This window comes from Cupriavidus sp. U2, assembly GCF_009663685.2.
In the GTDB taxonomy this organism is placed as follows: domain Bacteria; phylum Pseudomonadota; class Gammaproteobacteria; order Burkholderiales; family Burkholderiaceae; genus Cupriavidus; species Cupriavidus necator_C.
Genome location: NZ_RCOG02000032.1, coordinates 486342 through 510999 on the forward strand (window position 1 = coordinate 486342; position 24658 = coordinate 510999).

General features: G+C 64.1%; 20 protein-coding genes. 3 read left to right on the forward strand and 17 right to left on the reverse strand.

The annotated features are described in order from the left end of the window. Positions 1-18 precede the first annotated feature (18 nt). Complete coding sequence (locus D9X30_RS26455) at positions 19-870, forward strand: GNAT family N-acetyltransferase (RefSeq protein ID WP_153945327.1); 852 nt, start codon at positions 19-21, stop codon at positions 868-870. A 126-nt stretch (positions 871-996) separates the two neighbouring features. Here D9X30_RS26455 and ppx read toward each other — a convergent pair whose 3' ends face one another. Further along, positions 997-2529: an exopolyphosphatase gene (gene ppx / locus D9X30_RS26460; RefSeq protein ID WP_153945328.1), complete on the reverse strand. Its 1533-nt coding sequence runs from the start codon at positions 2527-2529 to the stop codon at positions 997-999. Between the two features lie 111 nt (positions 2530-2640). On the opposite strand from ppx, the gene ppk1 reads away from it, so the two are divergent. After that, positions 2641-4761, forward strand: a complete 2121-nt coding sequence (ppk1, locus tag D9X30_RS26465; protein ID WP_153945329.1) for a polyphosphate kinase 1 — start codon at positions 2641-2643, stop codon at positions 4759-4761. A gap of 81 nt (positions 4762-4842) precedes the next feature. Here ppk1 and phoR read toward each other — a convergent pair whose 3' ends face one another. The 11 genes from phoR to D9X30_RS26520 form a co-directional block, all read right to left on the reverse strand. Further along, positions 4843-6195 (reverse strand): phosphate regulon sensor histidine kinase PhoR, encoded by a 1353-nt coding sequence (gene phoR, locus D9X30_RS26470; RefSeq protein WP_153945330.1) that lies wholly within the window; start codon positions 6193-6195, stop codon positions 4843-4845. Between the two features lie 138 nt (positions 6196-6333). Then, a complete protein-coding gene (gene phoB, locus D9X30_RS26475) occupies positions 6334-7041 on the reverse strand; it encodes a phosphate regulon transcriptional regulator PhoB (protein ID WP_066735924.1) in 708 nt (235 codons plus the stop codon). A gap of 36 nt (positions 7042-7077) precedes the next feature. Next, positions 7078-7782, reverse strand: a complete 705-nt coding sequence (phoU, locus tag D9X30_RS26480) for a phosphate signaling complex protein PhoU (protein ID WP_153945331.1) — start codon at positions 7780-7782, stop codon at positions 7078-7080. Positions 7783-7838: 56 nt separating this feature from the next. Then, complete coding sequence (gene pstB / locus D9X30_RS26485; RefSeq protein WP_061959259.1) at positions 7839-8627, reverse strand: phosphate ABC transporter ATP-binding protein PstB; 789 nt, start codon at positions 8625-8627, stop codon at positions 7839-7841. A 54-nt stretch (positions 8628-8681) separates the two neighbouring features. Continuing rightward, entirely contained in the window at positions 8682-9584 is a 903-nt protein-coding gene (pstA, locus tag D9X30_RS26490) for a phosphate ABC transporter permease PstA (protein ID WP_153945332.1), read from the reverse strand. Further along, positions 9581-10546: a phosphate ABC transporter permease PstC gene (gene pstC / locus D9X30_RS26495; protein ID WP_153945333.1), complete on the reverse strand. Its 966-nt coding sequence runs from the start codon at positions 10544-10546 to the stop codon at positions 9581-9583. The genes pstA and pstC overlap by 4 nt, the downstream gene beginning before the upstream one ends. Before the next feature lie 130 nt (positions 10547-10676). Next, the gene (gene pstS, locus D9X30_RS26500) at positions 10677-11708 is read right to left on the reverse strand and encodes a phosphate ABC transporter substrate-binding protein PstS (RefSeq protein WP_153945334.1); all 1032 of its coding nucleotides are present in this window, start codon (positions 11706-11708) and stop codon (positions 10677-10679) included. 311 nt (positions 11709-12019) lie between these two features. Then, a complete protein-coding gene (gene glmM / locus D9X30_RS26505) occupies positions 12020-13366 on the reverse strand; it encodes a phosphoglucosamine mutase (protein ID WP_153945335.1) in 1347 nt (448 codons plus the stop codon). A 4-nt stretch (positions 13367-13370) separates the two neighbouring features. Beyond that, on the reverse strand, positions 13371-14240 hold the full coding sequence (folP, locus tag D9X30_RS26510) for a dihydropteroate synthase (protein WP_153945336.1): 870 nt from the start codon (positions 14238-14240) through the stop codon (positions 13371-13373). A gap of 115 nt (positions 14241-14355) precedes the next feature. Continuing rightward, entirely contained in the window at positions 14356-16257 is a 1902-nt protein-coding gene (gene ftsH, locus D9X30_RS26515; protein WP_092594158.1) for an ATP-dependent zinc metalloprotease FtsH, read from the reverse strand. A gap of 198 nt (positions 16258-16455) precedes the next feature. After that, positions 16456-17127, reverse strand: a complete 672-nt coding sequence (locus D9X30_RS26520; protein ID WP_153945337.1) for an RlmE family RNA methyltransferase — start codon at positions 17125-17127, stop codon at positions 16456-16458. A 160-nt stretch (positions 17128-17287) separates the two neighbouring features. On the opposite strand from D9X30_RS26520, the gene D9X30_RS26525 reads away from it, so the two are divergent. Then, entirely contained in the window at positions 17288-17791 is a 504-nt protein-coding gene (locus tag D9X30_RS26525; RefSeq protein ID WP_092594160.1) for a YhbY family RNA-binding protein, read from the forward strand. A gap of 107 nt (positions 17792-17898) precedes the next feature. On the opposite strand, the gene D9X30_RS26530 is transcribed toward D9X30_RS26525, so the two are convergent. From D9X30_RS26530 to carA, 5 genes are all read right to left on the reverse strand, one after another. Continuing rightward, a complete protein-coding gene (locus D9X30_RS26530; protein ID WP_249641092.1) occupies positions 17899-18402 on the reverse strand; it encodes a DUF4149 domain-containing protein in 504 nt (167 codons plus the stop codon). Between the two features lie 15 nt (positions 18403-18417). Further along, positions 18418-18894, reverse strand: coding sequence for a transcription elongation factor GreA (gene greA, locus D9X30_RS26535; protein WP_092594162.1), 477 nt, complete (start codon positions 18892-18894; stop codon positions 18418-18420). A 246-nt stretch (positions 18895-19140) separates the two neighbouring features. Next, the gene (carB, locus tag D9X30_RS26540; protein WP_153945338.1) at positions 19141-22389 is read right to left on the reverse strand and encodes a carbamoyl-phosphate synthase large subunit; all 3249 of its coding nucleotides are present in this window, start codon (positions 22387-22389) and stop codon (positions 19141-19143) included. A gap of 68 nt (positions 22390-22457) precedes the next feature. Beyond that, entirely contained in the window at positions 22458-23135 is a 678-nt protein-coding gene (gene leuE / locus D9X30_RS26545; protein ID WP_153945339.1) for a leucine efflux protein LeuE, read from the reverse strand. Positions 23136-23182: 47 nt separating this feature from the next. Next, the gene (gene carA, locus D9X30_RS26550; RefSeq protein ID WP_092594165.1) at positions 23183-24331 is read right to left on the reverse strand and encodes a glutamine-hydrolyzing carbamoyl-phosphate synthase small subunit; all 1149 of its coding nucleotides are present in this window, start codon (positions 24329-24331) and stop codon (positions 23183-23185) included. Positions 24332-24658: the final 327 nt, after the last annotated feature.

The window sequence follows — 24658 nt, forward strand, 5'->3', positions numbered from 1 at the left end:
CACCGAAAGGACACACTGATGCGAGACTTACCGACGCCTACCCAGCCGCTTTTCGACTCCTTGCCCACTGGCCTCAACGGCCAGTCGGCGCGGAGGCGTCTTCCTCGTCAGCCAGCACAACTCCAAACCCAGATTCAAGCTCCGGCGCCTGCTTTCAGCGTGGCGTGGGCACGTCACCAGGACGAAGTAGCCGAGGCGCAGCGCCTGCGCTACAAGGTGTTCGCCGAGGAAATGGGCGCGCGCCTGCAACCGTCGGCCACCGAGACCGACGTGGACATGTTCGACGCCTACTGCGACCACCTGATCGTACGCGACCAGGAAACGCTCAAGGTGGTGGGCACCTACCGCGTGCTGCCGCCGCACCAGGCCAAGCGCATCGGCTGCCTCTATGCGGAATCCGAATTCGATCTAGTCCGCCTGGCGCACCTGCGCCCGAAAATGCTGGAACTGGGCCGTTCGTGCGTGCACCGCGACTACCGCTCGGGCAGCGTGATCATGGCCCTGTGGGGCGGCCTGGGCGAATACCTGCAGCGTTACAACCTCGAATCGATGCTGGGCTGCGCCAGCGTACCGATGAGCGACGGCGGCCACTACGCGGCCAGCCTCTATCGGCAGTTCGCCGAAAAGTCGCTGGCACCGATCGAATATCACGCCTTTCCGCGCGTGCCGCTGCCGGTGGACGACCTGAACCAGACGCTTGACGTGGAGCCGCCCGCGCTGATCAAGGGCTATCTGCGCCTGGGCGCCAGGATCTGCGGCCTGCCCGCCTGGGACCCCGATTTCAATGTCGCAGATTTCCTGACCCTGCTGCGCGTGCGCGACATGAACCCGCGCTATGCCCGGCACTTCCTGGGCATGCAATCGGCCTGACCGCTGATCGGCAGCCCCTCTTACCGGACGAAACGGCTGATCGATCCGGTACCGGAAACAGGAACGGCGACTCATCGGAGTCGCCGTTCCTGTTTCGTCGCCGGTTGGCCGGGTTGCCCCGCCGTCTCAGATGTAGACGACCTTGTAACGCTTGCCCACGCGCTCCCACTCGTCGGCTTCCTGCGTCAGACTGTATTCCACCAGCGGATTGGCATCGATCCACGATTTCGGCAGCCGCACCTCGAAGCCCTCGTCGAGTTCGTCTGAACGCTGCCTGACCTGGATGTGCGGCAGCTTCATGTCGCCACGCCGGCGGCATAGTACAAACGCCAGCCGCAGGCTGAACAGCATGCGCCAGTCCAGGAACTTGCCGCTGCCGGACAGCTTGCCGAGCTTGCCCGCGTGGCCGAGTAGCAGCGTGGCCAGGCGCGCCTGGTCGGTCTTCGAGAAACCGGGCATGTCGGCGTGCGTGGCGATATAGGCCGAATGCTTGTGATAGCCACTGTGCGAGATCGTCATGCCGATCTCGTGCAGGCTGGCTGCCCAGCCCAGCAACGCAAGGTTGTCCTCGCGGCGCTCGTTGCGCGGCTCGGGAAACTGCGCCAGCAGATCGCGGGCCGCCTGCCCCACCCGGATGGCCTGCGGGCGGTCCACGGCATAGCGGCGCATGAACTGGTCCACCGTTACGGTCCGCATGTCCTCATGATGGCTGCGGCCCAGCAGGTCGTACAGCACACCCAGTCGCAGCGCGCCGTCCGTGACGTCCATGCGGTCGATATCGAGTTCGGCAAACACGCCTAGCATGATCGACAGGCCGCCAGGCAGCACCGGAATCCGGTCGGCCTTCAGGCCGGTCAGCTTCACCCGGTTCGTGTTCTCGGCCTTGACCAGCGCCCGTTTCAGGCGCTCCAGCCCTTCACGCGTAATGCCGTGCTCGGACGCGCTGTCGTTCATCCCGTTGAGCTCGATCAGTTCCGCCAGGGCGCGCGCAGTACCCGACGACCCTACCGCCTGCTGCCAGCCGGCTGCCTTGTACTGGCGCACCAGTACCTGGATCTCGCGGCGCGCGGCCAGTTCGGCCTGCTTGAACGCGTATTCGTCGACGTTGCCGCTCGGAAAGAACTGGCGGCTATGCGATACGCAGCCGATGTACAGGCTTTCCATCAGCTTGGACTGATAGCCGCTGCCAATGATGAATTCGGTGGAACCGCCGCCGATATCCACGACCAGCCGGTTGCCCTGGCAAGCCGGCGCATCATGCGACGCGCCCAGGTAGATCAGGCGCGCTTCCTCCCGGCCGGCGATCACTTCGATCGGGAATCCCAGGGCAGCCTCGGCCTCGATCAGGAAATCCGAAGCATTCCTGGCCACGCGCAGCGTATTGGTGGCAACCGCGCGCACCTGCTCGGGTGCGAAGTCGCGCAGGCGGTCGCCAAAGCGGCGCAGCGCGTCAACACCCCGGCGGCGGGCCGGCTGGTCCAGATACTTGTCCGGCGTCAGGCCGGCGGCCAGCCTGACCGGCTCGCGCAGCGCATCGACCTGGAAGATCTGGCTGGCGGGGCCGGAGGCCGTGGGCGTTTCATCCACCCGCCCGATCATCAGGCGGAAGCTGTTGGAGCCCATGTCGACGGCGGCCAGCAAGCGGGGATTCTGTGTCATTGCGTCAGTGTTACGCGGGATCGGCCGTGGCGGGCCAAAACCCGAAAGATTATGTCCCTGTCATGTCTGCATCATGACAAAATCAAAGTGTCATCAAAATGACACGGATCTATGAAAAAGTCGCCTCATCGCCAAAATAAGGTCATAGACATGTCGACGACGCCGCCTGGCTCGCTCTGGAACCGCGAGCTGGGCATTCTGGATTTCAACGCGCGCGTGCTTGCGCAGGCCGCCGACCCCAATGTCCCGCTGCTGGAACGGCTGAAGTTCATCTGTATCGTGTCCAGCAACCTGGACGAGTTCTTTGAAATCCGGATGGCCGGCCTGAAGGAGCAGATGCGGGACAACGCATCGGGCCTGACGCCCGATGGCCTCTCGATCCAGCAGGCCTACCAGCTTGTCACGGAGCGCACCCAGCGGCTCGTGGCATCGCAGTATGACATGCTGCAGAACGTCATTTTCCCCGCGCTGGAAAAAGAAGGGGTGTTTTTTCACCTGACCGGCACGTGGACGGACGCGCAGCGCGCCTGGGCGCGGGACTTCTTCACGCGCGAGCTGGGCCCGGTGCTGACGCCCATAGCGCTGGACCCCGCCCATCCGTTCCCGCGCGTGCTCAACAAGAGCCTGAACTTCGTGATCGAGCTGTCCGGCAAGGACGCCTTCGGCCGCGATGCCGACCTGGCCATCGTGCAGGCCCCGCGCGCGCTGCCCCGCGTGGTGCGCATGCCGGAGAAGCTGTCGGGTTATCCGTACGGCTTTGTGATGCTGTCGTCGTTCATGCAGGCGTTTGTCCACGAACTGTTCCCGGCCATCGAGGTGCAGGGCTGCTACCAGTTCCGGGTCACCCGCAATTCCGACCTCTTCGTGTCCGAGGACGAAATCACCGACCTGCGCGAAGCGTTGCAGGGCGAATTGCCTGCACGTCACTTTGGCGACATGGTCCGCCTGGAGGTATCGTCCGACACGCCGCCGGCGCTGTCGCGGCGCCTGCTGCTGGAATCGGGCCTGACCGAACAGGACCTGTACCGCGTGGGGGGCCCGGTGAACCTGGTGCGGCTGATGCAGATTCCCGATCTGGTGGACCGCCCTGCCCTGAAATACCCGCCGCACGTGCCCGCCGTGGTCAAGGCCTTCCCGCCCGGCACGAGCATGTTCGACGTGATCCGCCAGCGGGACGTGCTGCTGCATCACCCTTACGAGAGCTTCTCGTCGGTGCTGGACCTGATGCAGGCGGCCGCCAGCGATCCAAACGTGGTGGCGATCAAGCAGACTGTCTATCGCACCGGCAACGAATCGGCGGTGATGGAGGCGCTGATGACGGCGGCCCGCAACGGCAAGGAAGTGACCGTGGTGGTGGAACTGCTGGCGCGCTTCGATGAGGAAACCAACATCAACTGGGCCGAACGGCTGGAATCGGCCGGTGCCCATGTGGTGTACGGCGTGGTGGGACACAAATGCCACGCCAAGATGCTGCTGATCGTGCGGCGCGAGCCGGCGGGCCCGAAGGCCAAGAACGCGGTGCTGCGGCGCTACGCCCACCTGGGCACTGGCAACTATCACCCGCGCACCGCCCGCCTGTACACCGACTTTGGGCTGCTCACCGCCAACGAGCAGGTCTGCGAGGACGTTCACCACGTGTTCCAGCTGCTGACCGGCACGGCCGGCACCATCCGGCTCAATCACCTGTGGCAGTCGCCGTTCACGATGCACAGCAACCTCGTGGAGCATATCCGCGCCGAGGCCCGCAACGCGCGCGCCGGCAAGCGGGCTCGCATCATCGCCAAGATGAACGCGCTGCTGGAGCCGACCATCATCGACGAGCTTTACAAGGCGTCGCGCGCGGGCGTGAAGATCGACCTGATCGTGCGCGGCGTCTGCGCGCTGCGCGCCGGCGTGCCGGGGCTGTCGGAGAACATTTCGGTACGCTCGATCGTCGGCCGCTTCCTGGAGCATCACCGCGTCTATTACTTCCACGCGGCCGGCGACGATGTGCTGTACCTGTCCAGCGCCGACTGGATGGACCGCAACCTGTTCCGACGCGTCGAGGTGGCCTTCCCGATCCTGGATCGTACGCTCAAGGCCCGCGTGATCAAGGAAGGCTTGCAGGTGCATCTGCACGACAACGCATCGGCCTGGATCATGGAGCCCAATGGCGATTACGTACGAAAGCCGTCGCGCGCCAAGCTCCAGCGCGTCAGCCAACAGGAACTGCTGCTGAAGTTCGGCACCTGATCGCCGCCGGGTTTCGGAATGAAACAGGCCGCTCCCGCACCGGGCAGCGGCCTGTTTTCATGGCGCCGGGCGTGTCCGGGCTCAGGCAGCGTGGCGCGAGGCGTCGCTCAGCCGGGACAGCGGTTGCGCGGCGTCCGGCTCGTAGCCGCTGCGGTCCACGGGGAACACGATGCGGAACGTACTACCGCGCCCCACTTCGCTGGTCACACGCAGATCGGCATGGTGGCGCGACAGCACGTGCTTGACGATGGCCAGCCCCAGACCGGTACCGCCCGTATCGCGCGACCGGCTGCGATCCACCCGGTAGAACCGCTCGGTCAGGCGGGGAATATGCTCGGGCGCGATGCCCAGGCCCGTGTCGCTGACCGAGAACACCGAGTGCCCGTCGGTAAAGGTCATGCGGATGGCGATGCGTCCGCCGTCGGGCGTGTAGCGCACCGCGTTCGACACCAGGTTGCCCAGTGCCGACAGCAGCTCGCCTTCCGCACCGCGCAGCACCACGGCGGTATCGATATCGGTCTCGATGTCGTGCCGGCCCTGGGACAACGCCTCGGCGTCGTGCACCATGTGGGCGGCCAGCGCGGCCACGTTGACACGGTCGTGCGACGGCGGCTGCGCGTCGGATTCCAGCTTGGCCAGCGCAAGCAGGTCCTCGACGATGTGCTGCATCCGCATCGACTGCACCAGCATCAGATCGATGTAGCGTTTGCGGTCTTCCTCGGAGACCGGCAGGTCGCGCACGGTCTCGAGGAAGCCCGTCAGCACCGTCAGCGGCGTTTTCAGTTCGTGCGAGACATTGGCCACGAAGTCGCGGCGCATGGCCTCGGTGCTTTCAACCTTGGTAATGTCCTGCGTCAATACGAGCTTGCGGTTCTCGCCATACGGAAGGATCTGCACCGACGTGATACCGCGCTTGTGTTCCCCCATGTCGCGCATCACCAGCGGTTCGTCATAGCGTTCGCGCGTCAGGTAGTGGACAAACTCGGGCCGGCGAATCAGGTGCGTAATGCGCTGGCGCACGTCGCGCCGCGCGTTCAGCCCGAAGTGCTGCTCGGCCACGCCGTTGCACCATTCGATCTGGTCGGCATCGTCAAGCATCAGCACGCCATAGGGCGACGCCTGGATGGCCTGGATAAACCGGGTGTGCTGCTGTTCCACCTGCAGCACCTGGGTGCGCCATCGCTTGACCAGCCGGTGCAGGCGGTAATACACCTCGCCCCACAGCCCGAGTGCGCTGGGGATCTCGCCGTAGGCCGGCGCGTCCAGCACCCGCCACAGACGGTTGATCTGGAACAGGTAGTACGCAAGCAGCAGGAACAGCGAAATGGAAAGGAAAAGCAGGCCGGGCACGGCGCCGGCTACGGCATACAGCCCCGCGGCTATCAGCACGAGACCGGCAAGGATGGCCGCGGAGCGGGCCCAGATGACATTCATGCGCGGAGTAGAAGAGATTCAGTGCGTTCGCACTGCGACAAAGTCTGCCACAACAAGGCATCGCAGCGTGGCATTGAGCCGGCATTATCCGACATCGGCCGGCGCGGCCCCCGCTGCTCCGCCGCCGGCCCGTTCCGGTCAGTGGCTGGGCGACCGCGCCAGGCGATAGCCGCTGCCCCGGACCGTCTCGATCATGTTGCTGTACCCCCCCGGGGTCAGCGCGGCACGCAGACGCTTGATATGCACGTCCACGGTACGCTCTTCCACGAACACGTGGTCGCCCCAGACCTGATCCAGTAATTGTGACCGGCTGTGCACACGCTCGGGATGCGTCATCAGGAAGTGAAGCAGACGGAACTCCGTGGGACCCAGGTCCAGCTTGATTGGGCCGCTGTCGTCCTGACCGGTCACCCGATGCGTAGCCGGATCGAGACGCAGGCCATTGATGGCCACCACGTCGTCGGTCAGCTGCGGCGCGCGGCGGCGCAGCACGGCCTTGATGCGGGCCAGCAGTTCCTTCGGCGAAAAGGGCTTGGTCACATAGTCGTCCGCACCGGCTTCCAGGCCCATGACCTTGTCCTGCTCTTCGCTACGGGCGGTGAGCATGATGATCGGGATCTGCTTGGTGCGGTCGTTGGTCCGCAGTTCCTTGGCGAAGGTGGCACCCGACTTGCCCGGGAGCATCCAGTCCAGCAACACGAGGTCCGGCAGGACATCGCTCATCAGCGACAACGCCTGCTCGGCGTTGTACGCACGAATCGGATAGTGCCCCGCGTGCTGGAGATTGACGGCGATCAGTTCAGCAATCGCCGGTTCGTCTTCGACAACGAGAATACTGCTCGGCATGTAATAGTTCTCCGCTTATCAGTGCTGGCGCGTCATTCAGCTCAACGCTTCGCGCTCCATGTCTTCGCGTGAGACATGGCGTACGTCCGTGCCCTTCACGATGTAGATGATGAATTCTGCAATGTTCTTCGCGTGGTCGCCGATCCGCTCGACGGCCTTGGCGATGAACAGGAAGTCCAGCGCCACCGAGATCGTGCGCGGGTCTTCCATCATGTAGGTGATCAGCTTGCGCACGAAGGCGCGGAATTCCTCGTCGATGGCCTTGTCGTCCTTGACGATGCGGGCCGCCGCCACGGTGTCCAGGCGCGCGAACGCGTCCAGCGCCTGGCGCAGCAGGTTGATGGCCATCTCGCCGGACAGCTTCACTTCGGCGTAGTTGATGTTGTGCGCGGCCGCATCTTCCATGATGTGCTTGGTCCGCTTGGCGATCTTCTCGGCCTCGTCGCCGGCGCGTTCGAGGTTGGTGATCGTCTTGGAGATCGCCATCACCAGGCGCAGGTCGCGGGCGGTGGGCTGGCGGCGCGCGATGATGTTGCCGCAGTCCGCATCGATCTCCACTTCGAGCGCATTCAACTGCTGCTCGCGGGCCATGACCTGGTCGGCCAGGTCACCGTCGAAGTCGGCCAGCGCGCGCATGGCCAGTTCGATCTGCGACTCCACCAGTCCGCCCATCTGCAGCAGCTTGGTGTTGATCGCGTTGAGGTCGGCGTCGAACTGGGTCGACAGGTGCTTGTCAGTCATGGTGTTCTCCTGGCCGCTTGTCCGTATGCTGGATTGTCCTGCAATGCCGTTGCGGATCAACCGAAGCGGCCGGTAATGTAGTCTTCGGTTTCCTTGCGGTGCGGCTTGATGAAGATCTTCTCGGTCTCGCCGAACTCGATCAGCTCGCCCAGGTACATGTAGGCGGTATAGTCCGAGCAGCGCGCGGCCTGCTGCATGTTGTGGGTGACGATCACCACCGTGTACTCGTCCTTCAGTTCGGCGATCAGTTCCTCGATACGGCCCGTGGAAATCGGGTCGAGCGCCGAGCACGGCTCGTCGAGCAGCAGTACTTCGGGGCGGATGGCAATGCCGCGCGCGATGCACAGGCGCTGCTGCTGGCCGCCCGACAGGCCGTAGCCCGACTGGTGCAGCTTGTCCTTGGCCTCGTTCCACAGCGCGGCCTTCGACAGCGCCCACTCCACACGGTCGTCCATTTCCGAGCGCGACAGCTTTTCGAACAGGCGCACCCCAAAGGCGATATTGTCATAGATCGACATCGGGAACGGCGTCGGCTTCTGGAACACCATGCCCACCTTGGCGCGCAGCAGCGAAATGTCCTGCTTGCTCGTCAGCAGGTTCTCGCCGTCCATGTTGATCTCGCCCTCGGCGCGCTGCTCCGGGTACAGCGCGAACATCTTGTTGAATGTGCGCAGCAGCGTCGACTTGCCGCAGCCCGACGGGCCGATGAACGCCGTGACCTTGCGGTCCGGGATCGACATGTTGATGTTCTTCAGCGCGTGGAACTGGTTGTAGTAGAAGTTCAGGTTCCGCACGTCGATCTTGGCGCGCACGGTGTCGGGAATATCGATGACGGTAGAGGTCATGCTGATGTCTCGCTTGAATTCGGTAGTCAGGTCAGGCGTGATGCGTGGCGCCAGTTATTTCTTGAACAGGACGCGTGCCACGATGTTCAGCGCCAGCACCCCGACGGTAATCAGGAACACGCCGGCCCAGGCCAGTTGCTGCCATTCGGTGAACGGGCTCATGGCGAAGCGGAAAATCGTCACGGGCAGGTTGGCCATCGGCTTGTTCAGGTCGGCGCTCCAGAACTGATTGGACAGCGCGGTGAACAGCAGCGGCGCAGTTTCGCCGGCAATACGGGCCACGGCCAGCAGCACGCCGGTCACGATGCCCGCGTACGACGACTTGACCGTGATCGACATCACCATCTTCCACTTCGGCGTGCCCAGCGCCACCGCCGCTTCACGCAGCGCGTTCGGCACCAGGTTCAGCATGTTCTCGGTGGTGCGGACCACGATCGGGATCTGCAGCAGTGCCAGCGCACACACGCCAGCCCAGCCCGAGAAGTGGCCCATGCGGGTCACCACCAGTGCGTAGACGAACAGGCCGATCACGATCGACGGCGCCGACAGCAGGATGTCGTTGATGAAGCGGGTGAACGAGGCCAGGGGCGATTTCTGGCCATACTCGGCCAGGTAGATGCCAGCCAGGATGCCCAGGGGCGTACCGACCAGCGTCGCCACGCCCACCAGCACGAAGCTGCCGAAGATGGCGTTGGCCAGGCCACCGCCGGCGGTGTTCGGGGCCGGTGTCATCTGCGTGAACAGGTCGAGCGACAGGCCGCCCACGCCCAGCGAGATGGTGGTCCAGAGAATCCACGCGAGCCAGAACAGCCCGAAACCCATGGCGCCCAGCGAAGCCGTCAGGGCAAGGGCGTTGGTGCGACGGCGGGCACCCTGGAGCCGGGTGCGGACCGCTTCGGAATCGGGGCGGACGGCGGGAATCGACGACGTGGACACGGCTTGACTGACTTGGTTCATTTGCCACCCTCATTCTTTGCAAGACGCAGCAGCAGGATCTTGGACAGGGCCAGCACCACGAACGTGATGAAGAAGAGGATCAGGCCCAGTTCCATCAGCGCGGCAGTGTGCAGGCCGGCACCGGCTTCGGCGAATTCGTTCGCCAGCGCAGAGGTGATGCTGTTGCCCGGCGAGAACAGCGACGCGCTGTCGAGCAGGTTGGTGTTGCCGATCACGAACGTCACGGCCATGGTTTCGCCCAGCGCGCGGCCCAGGCCCAGCATGACGCCGCCGATCACACCGGCACGCGTATAGGGCAGCACCACGCGCCACATCACTTCCCACGTGGTGCAGCCGATGCCGTAGGCGGACTCCTTGAGCAGCACCGGCGTGACTTCGAACACGTCGCGCATCACCGAGGCAATGTAAGGGATGATCATGATCGCCAGGATCACGCCCGCGCACAGCAGGCCGATCCCCAGCGGGGCGCCCTGGAACAGCTTGCCGATCACCGGCACCTGCCCCACCGTATTGGCGAGCGGCTTCTGGAAATACTCGCCGAAGATCGGCGCAAACACGAGCAGGCCCCACATGCCGTAGACGATGGACGGCACTGCGGCGAGCAGCTCGATGGCGGTGCCGAGCGGCCGGCGCAGCCACACGGGCGACAGCTCGGTGAGAAACAGGGCGATGCCGAAGCTGACCGGCACGGCGATGATGAGAGCGATCAGCGAGGTCACCAGCGTGCCGTAGATCGGCACGAGCGCGCCGTACACGTCGGCGGGCGGGTCCCATTCGGCGGTCCACAGGAACGACAGGCCGAACTGCTTGATCGAGGGCCATGCGCTGATGGCGAGCGACACGATGATGCCGCCAAGCAGCAGCAAGGTGACGATGGCGGCGCCGCGGGTCAGGCCACCGAACAGGATGTCGCCAAGGCGGCTGGGAGGCCGGACGGCTGGAAGATCGGACGTAGTCGCCATGATGGAAATCGGTAGGTGGAACATGTGCCGCGGTGGCGCCAGGGCCACCGCGGCCCCGTCACGCCGGGCCTGTTCCGCCCTGGGGCGGTCAGCGCCTGCGTGCCGGGCCGTACTTCAGTACAGCAACAGCTTAGTACAGGGCCTTGCCCGAACCGTCCTTGATGCTCTGCTTCCAGGTCGCGCGGATCTGGTTGGCAACGGCGTCCGGCAGCGGCACATAGTCCAGGTCCGAAGCCATGGCACCGCCGCTCTTGTAGGCCCAGTCGAAGAACTTCAGCACTTCCTGGCCCTGAGCCGGCTTTTCCTGGTTCTTGTGGACCAGGATGAACGTCGCGCCAGCGATCGGCCATGCGCCCTTGCCCGGCTGGTTCGTCAGGATCTGGTAGAACGTCTTGTTCCAGTCGGCACCGGCAGCGGCGGCCTTGAAGGCATCGTCGCTCGGCTGCACCACTTCGCCTGCCGCGTTCTTCATCGTCAGGTACGTCATCTTGTTCTGCTTGGCATAGGCGTACTCGACGTAGCCGATCGCGCCATTCAGACGCTGCACGAAGGCGGCCACGCCTTCGTTGCCCTTGCCGCCCGTGCCGCCACCCGGCCAGTTCACGGTCGTACCCTCGCCTACGGAGTTCTTCCAGTCATTGCTGACCTTCGACAGGTAGTTCGTGAAGATGAACGTCGTACCCGAGCCGTCAGCGCGGCGCACCGGCAGGATGTCCTGGCTCGGCAGCTTGGCCTTCGGGTTCAGGGCCTTGATCGCGGGATCGTCCCACTTCTTGATCTTGCCCAGGTAGATGTTGGCCAGCACGTCGCCGGTAATGGTCAGCTCGCCCGGCTTCACGCCTTGCAGGTTGATCACGGGCACCACACCGCCGATCACGGTCGGGAACTGGATCAGGTTGCCCTTGGCCAGTTCGTCGTCCTTCAGGGGAGCATCCGAAGCGCCGAAATCGACCGTCTTGGCGTTGATCTGCTTGATGCCGCCCGACGAACCGATGGATTGATAGTTAACCTTGTTACCCGTCGCTTTTTGGTAGGCGTCAGCCCACTTGGAATACACGGGCGCCGGGAAAGAAGCGCCTGCACCGGTAATTTCCGCCGCGAACGCAGTACCCGCCACCACAATCGACACGATGCCTGCCACGGCAGTCTTGACCAGCTTCATATGTCCTCCAGAGAACATTGGTTGGGAATGACAAATTTTTGACAAGGCGAACTGTATGCTGCTTGTATGACAGTTCCATGACATCCCGGAATCTTCTTCAAAGACCGCGCCAACGGGCCGATATTCCCCACCCGTCACGAAACCGCCTTCTCGCCGTGCTTTAATCGCCACTCCCATGCCGGTCACGTTTGCATCACGTCACGGCGATTCCCTTGTCGGTTAATTGCATAAAATGAGGAAAAGCAAACGCCACGGACCGATGACCGTGGCGTCGATGAGATACAAGGGGGTCGCCGGACCCCGCGGGAGAATCAGGCGGCGCGCAATGCGTCGGCCAGCGTCTGTGCGGCGCGCTCGGCGGTCTCCACCTGTTCGGCCTCCACCATCACCCGCACCACAGGCTCAGTGCCCGAAGCGCGAATCAGCACGCGGCCGCGGCCTTCCAGTTCAGGCTCGATCTGGTCGCGCGCCGCCTTCAGGCCGGCGTGACTCTGCCAGTCGAAGCCCTTCTCGACACGGACGTTGATCAGCGTTTGCGGGAACAGATGCACGCCATCCAGCAGTTCCGCCAGCGTCTTGCCGCTACGGCGCAGCGCGGCCAGTACCTGCAGCGCCGACACGATGCCGTCGCCCGTAGTGTGTCGATCCAGGCACAAAAGATGGCCGGACCCCTCGCCGCCGAGTTGCCAGCCGCGCTTTTTCAGTTCCTCCAGCACGTAGCGGTCGCCGACCTTGGCCCGAACGAAATCGACGCCCAGCCGTTTGAGCGCCAGTTCCACGGCCATGTTGGTCATCAGCGTACCCACCGCGCCCTCTACCTTCTGGCCGGACGCCTGACGGTCGCGCACGATCAGGTACAGCAGCTCGTCGCCGTTGTAGAGCCGGCCCTGCGCGTCCACCACCTGCAGGCGGTCAGCGTCGCCGTCGAACGCCAGGCCGACGTCGGCGCGATGGGCGCGCACCGCTTCCACGAGCTTTTCGGGCGCGGTCGCACCATAGCCGGCGTTGATGTTGCGTCCATCCGGCTGATTGCCAATCGGAATCACCTCGGCGCCGAGTTCATGGAACACATGCGGTGCGATGTGGTAAGCCGCGCCATGCGCGCAGTCCACCACGACGCGCAGCCCGTGCAGATCCTGCTCATAGGGGAACGTGCTCTTGCAGAACTCGATATAGCGGCCGGCAGCATCGTCGATACGCTTGGCGCGGCCCAGATCCTCCGAGCGCACGCACATCATCGGCTCTTCCAGCAACGACTCGATCTTCGCCTCCACCTCATCGGGCAGCTTGTCGCCCGAGGCCGAAAAGAACTTGATACCGTTGTCGTAGTAGGGATTGTGGCTGGCCGAAATCACCACCCCGGCCGCCAGGCGCAGCGCGCGCGTCAGGTAGGCGATGGCAGGCGTCGGCAACGGGCCCGTCAGGCGCACGTTGACGCCCGCGGCCGTGAAACCGGCCTCCAGCGCGGCTTCCAGCATGTAGCCCGAGACCCGCGTGTCCTTGCCGATCAGCACGGTCGGCCGGCCTTGCGACGTCTTTTGCCCCAGCGCCAGCACCTTGCCGGCGGCATAGCCCAGCCGCATCACCACATCAGGCGTGATCGGCACCTCGCCCACCCTGCCTCGTACGCCATCCGTCCCGAAATACTTGCGTGTCATTTGATCATTCTCCTTGCTGCCCCTGCGGGACAACTGACTCATGGCGGATCGCCCACCAGACCTTGAGGGCGTCCACGGTTTGTTCTACGTCATGCACGCGCACGATATATGCGCCTTTCTCTGCGGCGCAGACCGCCGCGGCAATGCTGGCCGCCACCCGGCCCTGCGGCGGCTTGCCGCCGACGATGACGCCCAGCGTCGATTTGCGCGACAGCCCGGCCAGAATCGGCAGCCCGTCGATCGCCAGCCTTGGCATTTGCCCGAGCAGGCGCAGATTATGATCCGGCGTCTTGCCAAATCCAAATCCCGGATCGAGCGACATACGCGAATCGTCCACGCCCGCCGCACGCAGGGTTGACACCCGCTCGCGCAGGAAATCCGCCACTTCCGCCACCACGTCGGCGTACTGCGGGTCTTCCTGCATGGTCTGGGGATCGCGTTGCATGTGCATCACGCACAGGGCCGCCTGCCCCGCCGACACCGCCTCGACGGCGCCAGGCATGCGGAAGCCCCAGATATCGTTGATCAAATCGGCTCCGCCCGCCAGTGCGGCCCGCATCACCTCGGGCTTGTACGTGTCGATGGACAACGGTTTGCCGCAACCGGCCAGCGCCTCGACGATCGGCATGACGCGGTCGAGCTCCTGATCCAGGGGCAATGCCGCCGATCCCGGCCGGCTCGATTCCCCGCCGATGTCGATCAGATCGACACCCTCGGCAATCATCTGCTCGGCATGGCGCAGCGCCGCGTCGCGCGAGGCGTGCTGGCCACCATCCGAGAAGGAATCCGGGGTCACGTTGAGGATGCCCATCACCAGGGGGCGGCGATTGCGGGCGAATCGAAAACGCCCGCACTGGAAGAACTCGGTCGGCAAGATGTCCACCTGAAAAACAAAAAGCCGGCGCACCAGGCACCGGCTTCGGAGGCTATCAGAATCCGCCGCGTTTGGAACCGTTGCAAACGGTCTGTTACGCGGCGGTGCAGCCCAATTACACCGTATCGTCGACGCGCGCCGTGGCAGGCGCATTGGTCGGGGCTACGGGCGAACCACCCGGAGGCGTGCTGCCGCCACCGCTCGGACCCTGCAGGCCACGCGGCGGGCGCGGCGGCTTGCCGGCCATGATGTCGTTCACCTGATCGGCGTCGATCGTTTCCCACTCCATCAGCGCGTTGGTCATGGCTTCGACCTTGTCGCGGTTCTCTTCGAGCAGGCGCTTGGCCAGCGCGTATTGCTCGTCGATGATGGTGCGGATTTCCAGATCGACCTTCTGCTGCGTGGCTTCCGATACGGTCTTCGACGACAGCTTGCCGAACATGCCGTCCTGCTCGGTATCCACGTAGACCATGGCACCCAGAGAATCGCTCATGCCGAAGCGGGTCACCATGTCGCGGGCGATCTTGGTGGCGCGTTCGAAGTCGTTCGAGGCACCGGTACTCATGGCGTTGAGGAAGACCTCTTCGGCAGCACGTCCGCCGAACAGAATCGCAATTTCCTCAAGCATGTTGTCCTTGTACTTCGAATACTTGTCGTGCTCCGGCAGTTGCCAGGTCACGCCCAGCGCCCAGCCACGCGGCATGATGGTGACCTTGTGGACCGGGTCGGCCTTCGGCAGCAGCTTGGCAACCACCGCATGGCCGGACTCGTGGTAAGCCGTGGCCTTGCGTTCTTCTTCGCGCATGACCGTCGACTTGCGCTCCGGACCCATGTAGATCTTGTCCTTGGCGTCCTCGAAGTCCTGCATGTCCACCACGCGCTTGTTGCGGCGGGCGGCGAACAGCGCAGCCTCATTGACCAGGTTGGCCAGGTCGGCACCCGAAAAGCCCGGCGTACCCCGTGCGATGACCGATGCATCCACGTCGTTGCCAATCGGCACCTTGCGCATATGCACCTTCAGGATCTGCTCGCGGCCGCGGATATCCGGCAGCCCCACGTAGACCTGACGGTCGAAACGTCCCGGACGCAGCAGTGCCTTGTCCAGCACGTCGGCGCGGTTGGTCGCGGCGATCACGATCACACCCGAGTTGGCTTCGAAGCCGTCCATCTCGACCAGCATCTGGTTCAGCGTCTGCTCGCGCTCGTCGTTACCGCCGCCCATGCCGGCGCCACGATGGCGGCCGACCGCGTCGATTTCGTCGATGAACACGATGCAGGGGGCCTGCTTCTTGGCGTTCTCGAACATGTCGCGCACGCGGGCAGCACCCACGCCGACGAACATTTCGACGAAGTCGGAACCCGAGATGCTGAAGAACGGCACTTTGGCTTCACCGGCGATGGCACGCGCCAGCAGCGTCTTGCCGGTACCAGGAGGGCCAACCAGCAGCACGCCCCGCGGAATGCGGCCGCCCAGCTTCTGGAATTTCTGCGGGTCCTTCAGGAAGTCGACCAGTTCGACCACTTCCTCCTTGGACTCGTCGCAACCGGCCACATCGGCGAAGGTCACCGCGTTCTGGTTCTCGTCGATCAGCCGCGCACGGGACTTGCCGAACGAGAAGGCACCGCCTTTCCCGCCGCCCTGCATCTGCCGCATCATGTAGAACCAGAAGACGATGATCAGCAACGTCGGTCCCAGGTAGTACAACGCCTGGACCAGTACGTTCGGCTCGTCATCGGCCTTGCCGGTCACCTGGACGCCGTACTTCATCAGGTCGCCGACCATCCAGATATCACCCGGCGAGATGATGGTGTACTTGGCGCCTTCCTTCGGGGAGACCACCAGGTTACGGCCCTGCACGTCCACGCGCGACACCTTGCCGTTCTTGGCGTCATCCATGAACTGCGAATAGGTGACACCGTCCTGGGCACGTGGTTTGTCGAACTGCTTGAAGACGGTGAACAATACCAGCGCGATCACGAGCCAGATTGCCGCCTTTTGAAACAGGTTGTTATTCAAGGCCGAACTCCTTTGCAATTGCCTTGCCAACGGATAGCTGCATTGCATTGTAATGCAGCGCCCGTCCCCACAGGGAAATCTGATTCTATGAGCCTGATAGTGCCCGAGCCGTCCAATCCGGGCAAGCGGGACAATGCCCGGCACAAACCCGGATACCCCTGCTTTCGTGGGGGTGGCCGCACACCGTCATGCATCCTGTCAGTCCACTGATTTCAGGTAACGCCCAAGAATAAAGGTTTCTGAAGACTTGTCGCGCGACGCCTTGGGCTTGCGCTTGGCGACAACCTTGAACTGACGCTTGAACTTCTCAACGATCTGGCTGTAGCCGGACCCGTGAAAACACTTGACCAGCAACGACCCCTCGGGCTTCAGGTGAGCCTGCGCAAATTCCAGCGCCAGATCACACAAATACTCGATCCGCGCGGAATCCGCCGACGCCACACCGGACAAATTGGGGGCCATGTCCGAGATAACAAGGTCGATTCTCGACCCGCCGGACGCCTCGAGCACCACCTTTTCGAGTTCCCGGAACACTTCCTCCTCCCGGAAATCGCCCTGGATGAAGGTCACATCGGCCACGGGCTCCATCGGCAGGATGTCGATTGCCACCACGGCGCCGTCCGGCTTGCCGTCCCGTGCACGGGGCGACGCCGCCAGCTTGTTGCGGGCATACTGGCTCCAGCTGCCGGGCGCGGCGCCCAGGTCGACAATGACCGAGCCGGGCTGGATCAGCTTGTCCTGGTCGTCGATCTCCTTGAGCTTGTAGGCCGCACGGGCGCGATAGCCCTCCCGCTGCGCCAGCTTCACATAGGGATCGTTGATGTGGTCGTGGAGCCACGACTGGTTGAACTTGTTCTTGCCCTTGGCCATGACTGAGACTTGCCTTCTGGCGGGAAAATCCGGCTGCACGGCCACAATCCATGGCCGAGACGCAGTATTTCTCCCGATTTGGTGATCTTTGCCGCCTGCCGGCGACCTTTTTTTGCAGGGTTGACGGATAATACGCGCCAATCCGAAATTTGCTGCTCCAATGCCCGCTCTACAACTGATCTCCGCCCAACGTTCCGAACTGCGCTCGCGCGCCCATGGCCTCAATCCCGTGGTCATGATCGGCGCGGAAGGCCTGACCCCCGCCGTCCTGGCCGAAATCGACCGCAGTCTCGCGGCACACGACCTGATCAAGATCCGGGTATTCGGTGACGAACGCGACACTCGCATCGCCATTTATGACGCCATTTGCGACGAACTGGACGCCGCGCCGATCCAGCATATCGGCAAGCTGCTCGTCATCTGGCGTCCCGGCCCCGCGCGCCTCAAGGAAAACCAGCCGGACGACATGGGCGCTGCCCGCCGTCGGCTCGGTACCGGCGCCGCGCCGCGTACCGTCATGGTCCGCAAGGCCACCGGCTCGACCCAGCGCCGCGCGCCTCGCACCGCCGTCAAGGTGCTGGGCAATGAACGTGTGACGCAGGCCGGGAACGTCAAGCGAGCCCGCGCACGGCCCACCAGCCAGAAAAAGAAGTCGCTGGGCTGACCGGCAGAATCAGATTGGCCACGGGTCAATCGGTTCCCTGACACAGCAAAAGGCGGCCATGGCCGCCTTTTTCATTTCCCGAAACTCCCCGGGACGTTCTCGCTGCCTTACTCTCCCGCCCCGCGTGGCGCACTGGCACGCCACACCAGCACCAGCGCCAGCAGGCTCTGCAGCAGGTAGAACACGCTCGACACGCCGTGCAGCATGCCGAACTGGCTCTTGTACGGCGAATCGGACACGCCCAGGTTCATCGCCTGCGCCTTGACCTTGAGCCCTTCCATGAACGGCTGCAGGCCGAAATAGCCCGCCAGCACGCACACCAGCATGGCCAGCACAATCCAGCGCAGCGCCCGGTAACGCGCGGCGCCCCGGCGGATCAGCACATTGCACAGCACCAGTTGCAGCACGCCGACGGTGACCCCCAGGATCGCCTCATAGCGGAACAGGTGCCCGGCAATCATGCCCGCCGTCTCGCGGCTGGGCAGTACGGCGAACAGCGTCGGTGCCACCATGTAGCCCACCGTCCACAAGCTGCCCGCCCAGACCACGGTCAGCAGCAGGAAGATGCGGTGCGGCAGCGGCGGCAGATTCGAGTACGAAGACGAGAACACCCGTGCCCCGCCGCGTCAGATGTAACGGACGGTGATGACTTCGTATTCGCGTTCACCACCCGGGGCCAGCACGGTGGCGACATCGCCCTCGAACTTGCCGATCAGGGCGCGTGCAATCGGGGAACTGACCGAAATCTTGCCGCTGTCCAGGTCGGCTTCGTCGTCGCCCACGATCTGGTAGCTCACGGCCTTGCCCGATTCCAGGTCTTCCAGGTCCACGGTGGCGCCGAAGACGATGCGGCCGTCGGTGTCGAGCTGGGTCGGGTCGATAACCTGGGCGGCGGACAGCTTGGCCTCCACCTCCTGGATACGGCCTTCGATAAAGGCCTGCTTTTCCTTGGCGGCGTCGTATTCGGCGTTTTCCGACAGGTCGCCCTGGGCACGCGCCTCGGAGATGGCGTTGATCACCGCGGGACGTTCGACGGCCTTGAGGCGCTGCAGCTCTTCCTTCAGGAGTTCAGCGCCACGCTTGGTAATCGGAATGGTGCTCATTGTCTCGTTCAACAAAAAAATGAGCCGCAGCGGAGCTGGAACCATGCTCCGGCAGCGATTCTGCCGGTCAGCACTTCCGCTCGACCGCGGCTTTCAGATGGGATCGAACCGGCACCGGGGTGCGGATCGATCAGCGAATTCGACGTAGTTTAGGCCAGAACTGCCGCCGGTTTCAACCCGGCGGCAGCGCCGCGGCACGGGGTATTCCCCCCGCACCGCAGCATTGGCGGCACTGACGGGCCTGGATCAGGCCAGTTGCTTGTGCAGGCCCTGCAGGTCGTAGACCTCCAGGCTTTGCATGTGCTTCAGGCCTTCCACGGCGGCGTTGGCGCCGGCGATGGTGGTGTAGTACGGCACGCGGTTGGCCAGCGCGGCGATCCGGATCGAGCGCGAATCGGCGATGGCCGTGCGCGTCTCGTCCACGGTCGTGAAGACCAGGGCCAGTTCGCCGTTCTTGATCATGTCCACGATGTGCGGACGGCCGTCCTTGACCTTGTTGACCACGCGGACCGGAATGCCGGCGGCCTCGATGGCCGAAGCCGTGCCGCGCGTGGCAACGATCGGGTAACCCAGGTCGTGCAGCATGCGGGCCACGGTGACGGCGCGCGGCTTGTCGCTGTCCTTCACCGTAATCAGCACGGTGCCCTTTTCGGGCAGGCGCGAACCGGCCGCCAGCTGGCTCTTGAACAGGGCTTCGCCGAACACCTTGCCCACGCCCATCACTTCGCCGGTGGAACGCATTTCAGGTCCGAGGACCGGATCCACGCCCGGGAACTTGTTGAACGGGAACACGGCTTCCTTGACGCTGAAGTACGGCGGCACCACTTCGGCGCCGATACCCTGCGAATCCAGCGACTGGCCCGCCATGCAGCGCGCGGCGATCTTGGCCAGCGACAGGCCGGTGGCCTTCGACACGTACGGCACCGTACGCGACGCACGCGGGTTCACTTCCAGCACGTAGACGATGTCTTCGCCGTTCTTCTGCTGGATCGCGAACTGCACGTTCATCAGGCCGACCACGTTCAGCGCCTTCGCCATGGCGGCGGTCTGGCGCTTCAGTTCGTCGACCGTTGCCTGCGACAGCGAGTACGGCGGCAACGAGCAGGCCGAATCGCCCGAGTGCACGCCAGCCTGCTCGATGTGCTCCATCACGCCGCCGATAAACACGCGCTGGCCGTCGCACAGGGCGTCGACGTCGCACTCGATCGCGTCGTTCAGGAAGCGGTCCAGCAGCACCGGCGAATCGTTCGAGACCTTCACGGCCTCGCGCATGTAGCGTTCCAGGTCGCGCGGCTCATGCACGATTTCCATCGCGCGGCCGCCCAGCACGTACGACGGGCGCACCACCAGCGGATAGCCGATTTCCTCGGCCAGGCGCAAGGCTTCGTCCTCGGCGCGAGCCGTGCGGTTCGGCGGCTGGCGCAGGCCCAGGTCCTGCAGCAGCTTCTGGAAACGCTCGCGGTCTTCCGCGGCGTCGATCATGTCCGGGCTCGTGCCGATGATGGGCACGCCGTTGGCTTCCAGGTCCAGCGCGAGCTTCAGCGGGGTCTGGCCGCCGTACTGGACGATCACGCCGACCGGCTTTTCCTTGTCGACGATTTCCAGCACGTCTTCCAGCGTCAGCGGCTCGAAGTACAGGCGGTCCGACGTGTCATAGTCGGTCGACACGGTTTCCGGGTTGCAGTTGACCATGATGGTCTCGTACCCGTCTTCGCGCAGCGCCAGCGCGGCGTGCACGCAGCAGTAGTCGAATTCGATACCCTGGCCGATCCGGTTCGGCCCCCCGCCCAGCACCATGATCTTCCTGTTGGCGGTCGGGTCCGCCTCGCACTCGCCATGCTCGGCTTCATACGTGCCGTACATGTAAGCCGTGTTGGTGGCGAACTCGGCCGCGCAGGTGTCCACGCGCTTGTAGACCGGGCGCACGTTCTGCGCCACGCGCGCCTCGCGCACGGCCTTGGCGTCGGTCTTCAGCAGGCGGGCCAGGCGGCGGTCCGAGAAGCCCTTCTGCTTCAGGAAGCGCAGTTCGGCGGCCGACAGGCTTTCCAGCTTGCGGTTGCGCACCAGGCCTTCGGTCTTGACGATATCTTCGATCTGGGCCAGGAACCACGGATCGATATCGGTCTCGGCGTGCACTTCTTCCAGCGACATGCCCAGGCGGAACGCGTCGCCCACGTACCAGATACGGTCCGGGCCGGCTTCGCCGATTTCCTCGACCACTTCGTCGCGGTCGGTGGACTTCTCGTCCAGGCCGTCCACGCCCACTTCCAGGCCGCGCAGCGCCTTCTGGAACGATTCCTGGAACGTACGGCCCATGGCCATCACTTCACCGACCGACTTCATCTGCGTGGTCAGGTGGCTGTCGGCGGCCGGGAACTTCTCGAACGCGAAACGCGGCACCTTCGTGACCACGTAGTCGATCGACGGCTCGAACGACGCCGGGGTCTGGCCGCCGGTGATTTCGTTCTTGAGCTCGTCCAGCGTGTAGCCCACGGCCAGCTTGGCCGCGACCTTGGCGATCGGGAAGCCCGTGGCCTTCGAGGCCAGTGCCGACGAACGCGACACACGCGGGTTCATCTCGATCACGATCATCCGGCCGTCCGCCGGATTGATCGAGAATTGCACGTTTGAACCGCCGGTGTCGACGCCGATCTCGCGCAGCACGGCCAGCGACGCGTTACGCAGGATCTGGTATTCCTTGTCGGTCAGCGTCTGGGCCGGGGCCACGGTGATCGAGTCACCGGTGTGGATGCCCATCGGGTCCAGGTTTTCGATCGAGCAGATGATGATGCAGTTGTCCGCCTTGTCGCGGACCACTTCCATCTCGTATTCCTTCCAGCCGAGCAGCGATTCCTCGATCAGCAGCTCGCGCGTGGGCGACAGGTCCAGGCCGCGCTTGCAGATCTCTTCGAACTCTTCGCGGTTGTAGGCGATGCCGCCGCCGGTGCCGCCCAGCGTGAACGACGGGCGGATCACGATCGGGTAGCCGGTGGAACCGGTTTCCTGGGCGATGCGCGACTGCACGGCCACGGCCTCGTCCATCGAGTGGGCGATGCCCGACTTGGCCGAACCGAGACCGATCTTGGTCATCGCGTCCTTGAACTTCTGGCGGTCTTCGGCCTTGTCGATGGCTTCCGGCGATGCGCCGATCAGCTCCACCTTGTACTTGTCCAGCACGCCATGGCGATGCAGGTCCAGTGCGCAGTTCAGCGCGGTCTGGCCGCCCATGGTCGGCAGGATGGCGTCCGGGCGCTCCTTCTCGATGATGCGCTCGACCACTTCCCAGGTGATGGGCTCGATGTACGTCACGTCGGCCGTGTTCGGGTCCGTCATGATGGTCGCCGGGTTCGAGTTGACCAGGATGACCTTGAAGCCCTCTTCGCGCAGCGCCTTGCAGGCCTGTGCGCCGGAGTAGTCGAATTCGCACGCCTGGCCGATGATGATCGGGCCTGCGCCGATGATTAGGATGCTCTTGATGTCTGTGCGCTTTGGCATTGCACGCTCTCTTTGTTGGCCGGTCCGCAAGTTCCCGCGGGCCGTACCGGATATCAGGTTTTGGATCGTCAGCCCAGGGTGGCCGTGGCCAGCTTGGCACCGAAGCCGATGAACATCGCGCCGACGCCGCTCGACATGCCCGCGGACAGCCGCCGGCGGCGGCGGAACACATCGGCCAGCCGCGCGCCCACGAAGATGATCGTCGTCAGGTACGCAAGACTGCAGATCTGGCAGACCAGGCCCAGCGCCACGAACGACAGCGCCGGATACGCGAACTGCGGATCCACGAACTGGATGAAGAACGAGATGAAGAACAGGATGGCCTTCGGGTTCAGCAGGCTGATGACCAGCGCCTTGGTGAACGGGTTCGAAGACTTGTCCACCGGCACGGCCGCCGCCTGCGCGGCAGCGGGGTCGGCCGGCCTGGCCCAGTTGCGCACTGCGCCGCGCAACATCTGGAAGCCGATCCACCCCAGGTAGCCGGCGCCCACGTACTTGATCACGTGGAACAGCGCCGGGCTGGCCTTGAGCAGCGAAGCCACGCCCGCGGCCGACAGCACCATCAGGATGGCATCGCCGAGGAACACGCCGCACGCACCCTTGTAGCCGGCACGCACGCCGCGCTGGGCGGCCACCGACAGCACATACATCGAGTTCGGCCCGGGCAGGAGCACGATGAAGATCGTGCCGAGCACATAGGTCCAGAAATCGGTGATGCCGAAGCTGGCGTGCATGAAAGCGGTCATGGCAGGTGGATTCCGTTCAGGTCTCTCGTTGCATCCAACGCGCCGCGTCAGGCGGCCGCCTTGGCGCGGGCGTCCTGCATCAGCTTCGTGAAGCGGTCGAACAGGTACGCGATGTCATGCGGACCCGGCGACGCTTCGGGGTGACCCTGGAAGCAGAAAGCAGGCTTGTCGGTCAGTGCGAAGCCCTGCAGCGTGCCGTCGAACAGCGACGTGTGCGTGACACGCGCATTGGCCGGCAGCGTCGCCGCATCCACGGCAAAGCCATGGTTCTGAGACGTAATCACCACACGACCATCGTCGTGATCCTTGACCGGATGGTTGGCGCCATGGTGACCCGTGCTCATCTTGAGCGTCTTCGCGCCCACGGCCAGCGCCATGATCTGGTGACCCAGGCAGATGCCGAACGTGGGGATGCCGCGGGCGATGAACTCGCGCGTGGCGGCGATGGCGTAGTCGCACGGCTCGGGGTCGCCGGGGCCGTTCGACAGGAAGATGCCGTCAGGATTCAGCGCCAGGGCGTCGGCCGCGCTGGCCTGCGCCGGCAGCACCGTCACCTTGCAGCCGCGCTCGGCCAGCATGCGAAGGATGTTGAACTTGACGCCGTAGTCATAGGCCACCACGTGGAACTGCGGCTTGTCCTGCTTGCCATAACCTTCGCCCAGCTTCCATTCGGTCTGGGTCCACTCGTACGGTTCCTTGACCGACACCACCTTGGCCAGGTCCATGCCCGACAGGCCCGGGAACGAGCGCGCCAGGTCGATGGCCTTCTGCACGTTATCCTCGCCCGCCAGGATGCAGCCGTTCTGGGCGCCCTTCTCGCGGAGGATACGGGTCAGCTTGCGGGTGTCGATACCGGCAATCGCCACGACCTTTTCCTGCTTCAGGTAGTGGGCGAGCGTGTGTTCCTTGCGGAAATTGGAGGCCAGAAGCGGCAGATCCTTGATGATCAGGCCGGCGGCATGGACTTTCGTGGCTTCTACATCCTCAGGATTGACGCCGTAATTGCCGATATGCGGATACGTCAGCGTGACGATCTGCCGGGAATAGCTGGGGTCGGTGAGGATTTCCTGATAACCGGTGATGGCGGTGTTGAACACCACTTCGCCGATCGTATGGCCGGAAGCGCCGATGGAATAGCCACGAAAGACCGTGCCGTCTGCAAGCGCGAGGATGGCGGACGGAAAAGACGGTAACACGGGTAGGCTCCTGCTGGACTCACCCCGTGACCGACCTGCTCAACGCCTCGTGCCCCGTAGGCGGCCCAACGAAGGGACCGGCTGGCGCATGGCTTTTTCATCACATTTTTGCAGTGCATGAAAAACGCGCGCAAGCGGGGCGGCGGAAGGTGGAATACGGTAGGCGCTAGGGTGAAGGGTTCTGAAAGCGAAACTTTCGAATTATATCCCGCCGCACCCAATTTCTCAAGTATTCAACAACTTACGATGGACAGACGCGGCGGGCGGCTTGGCTGTCATCGGCATGACATGCGGCCGCACCGCCGCGCTCCGCCGGCACCGCTTGGG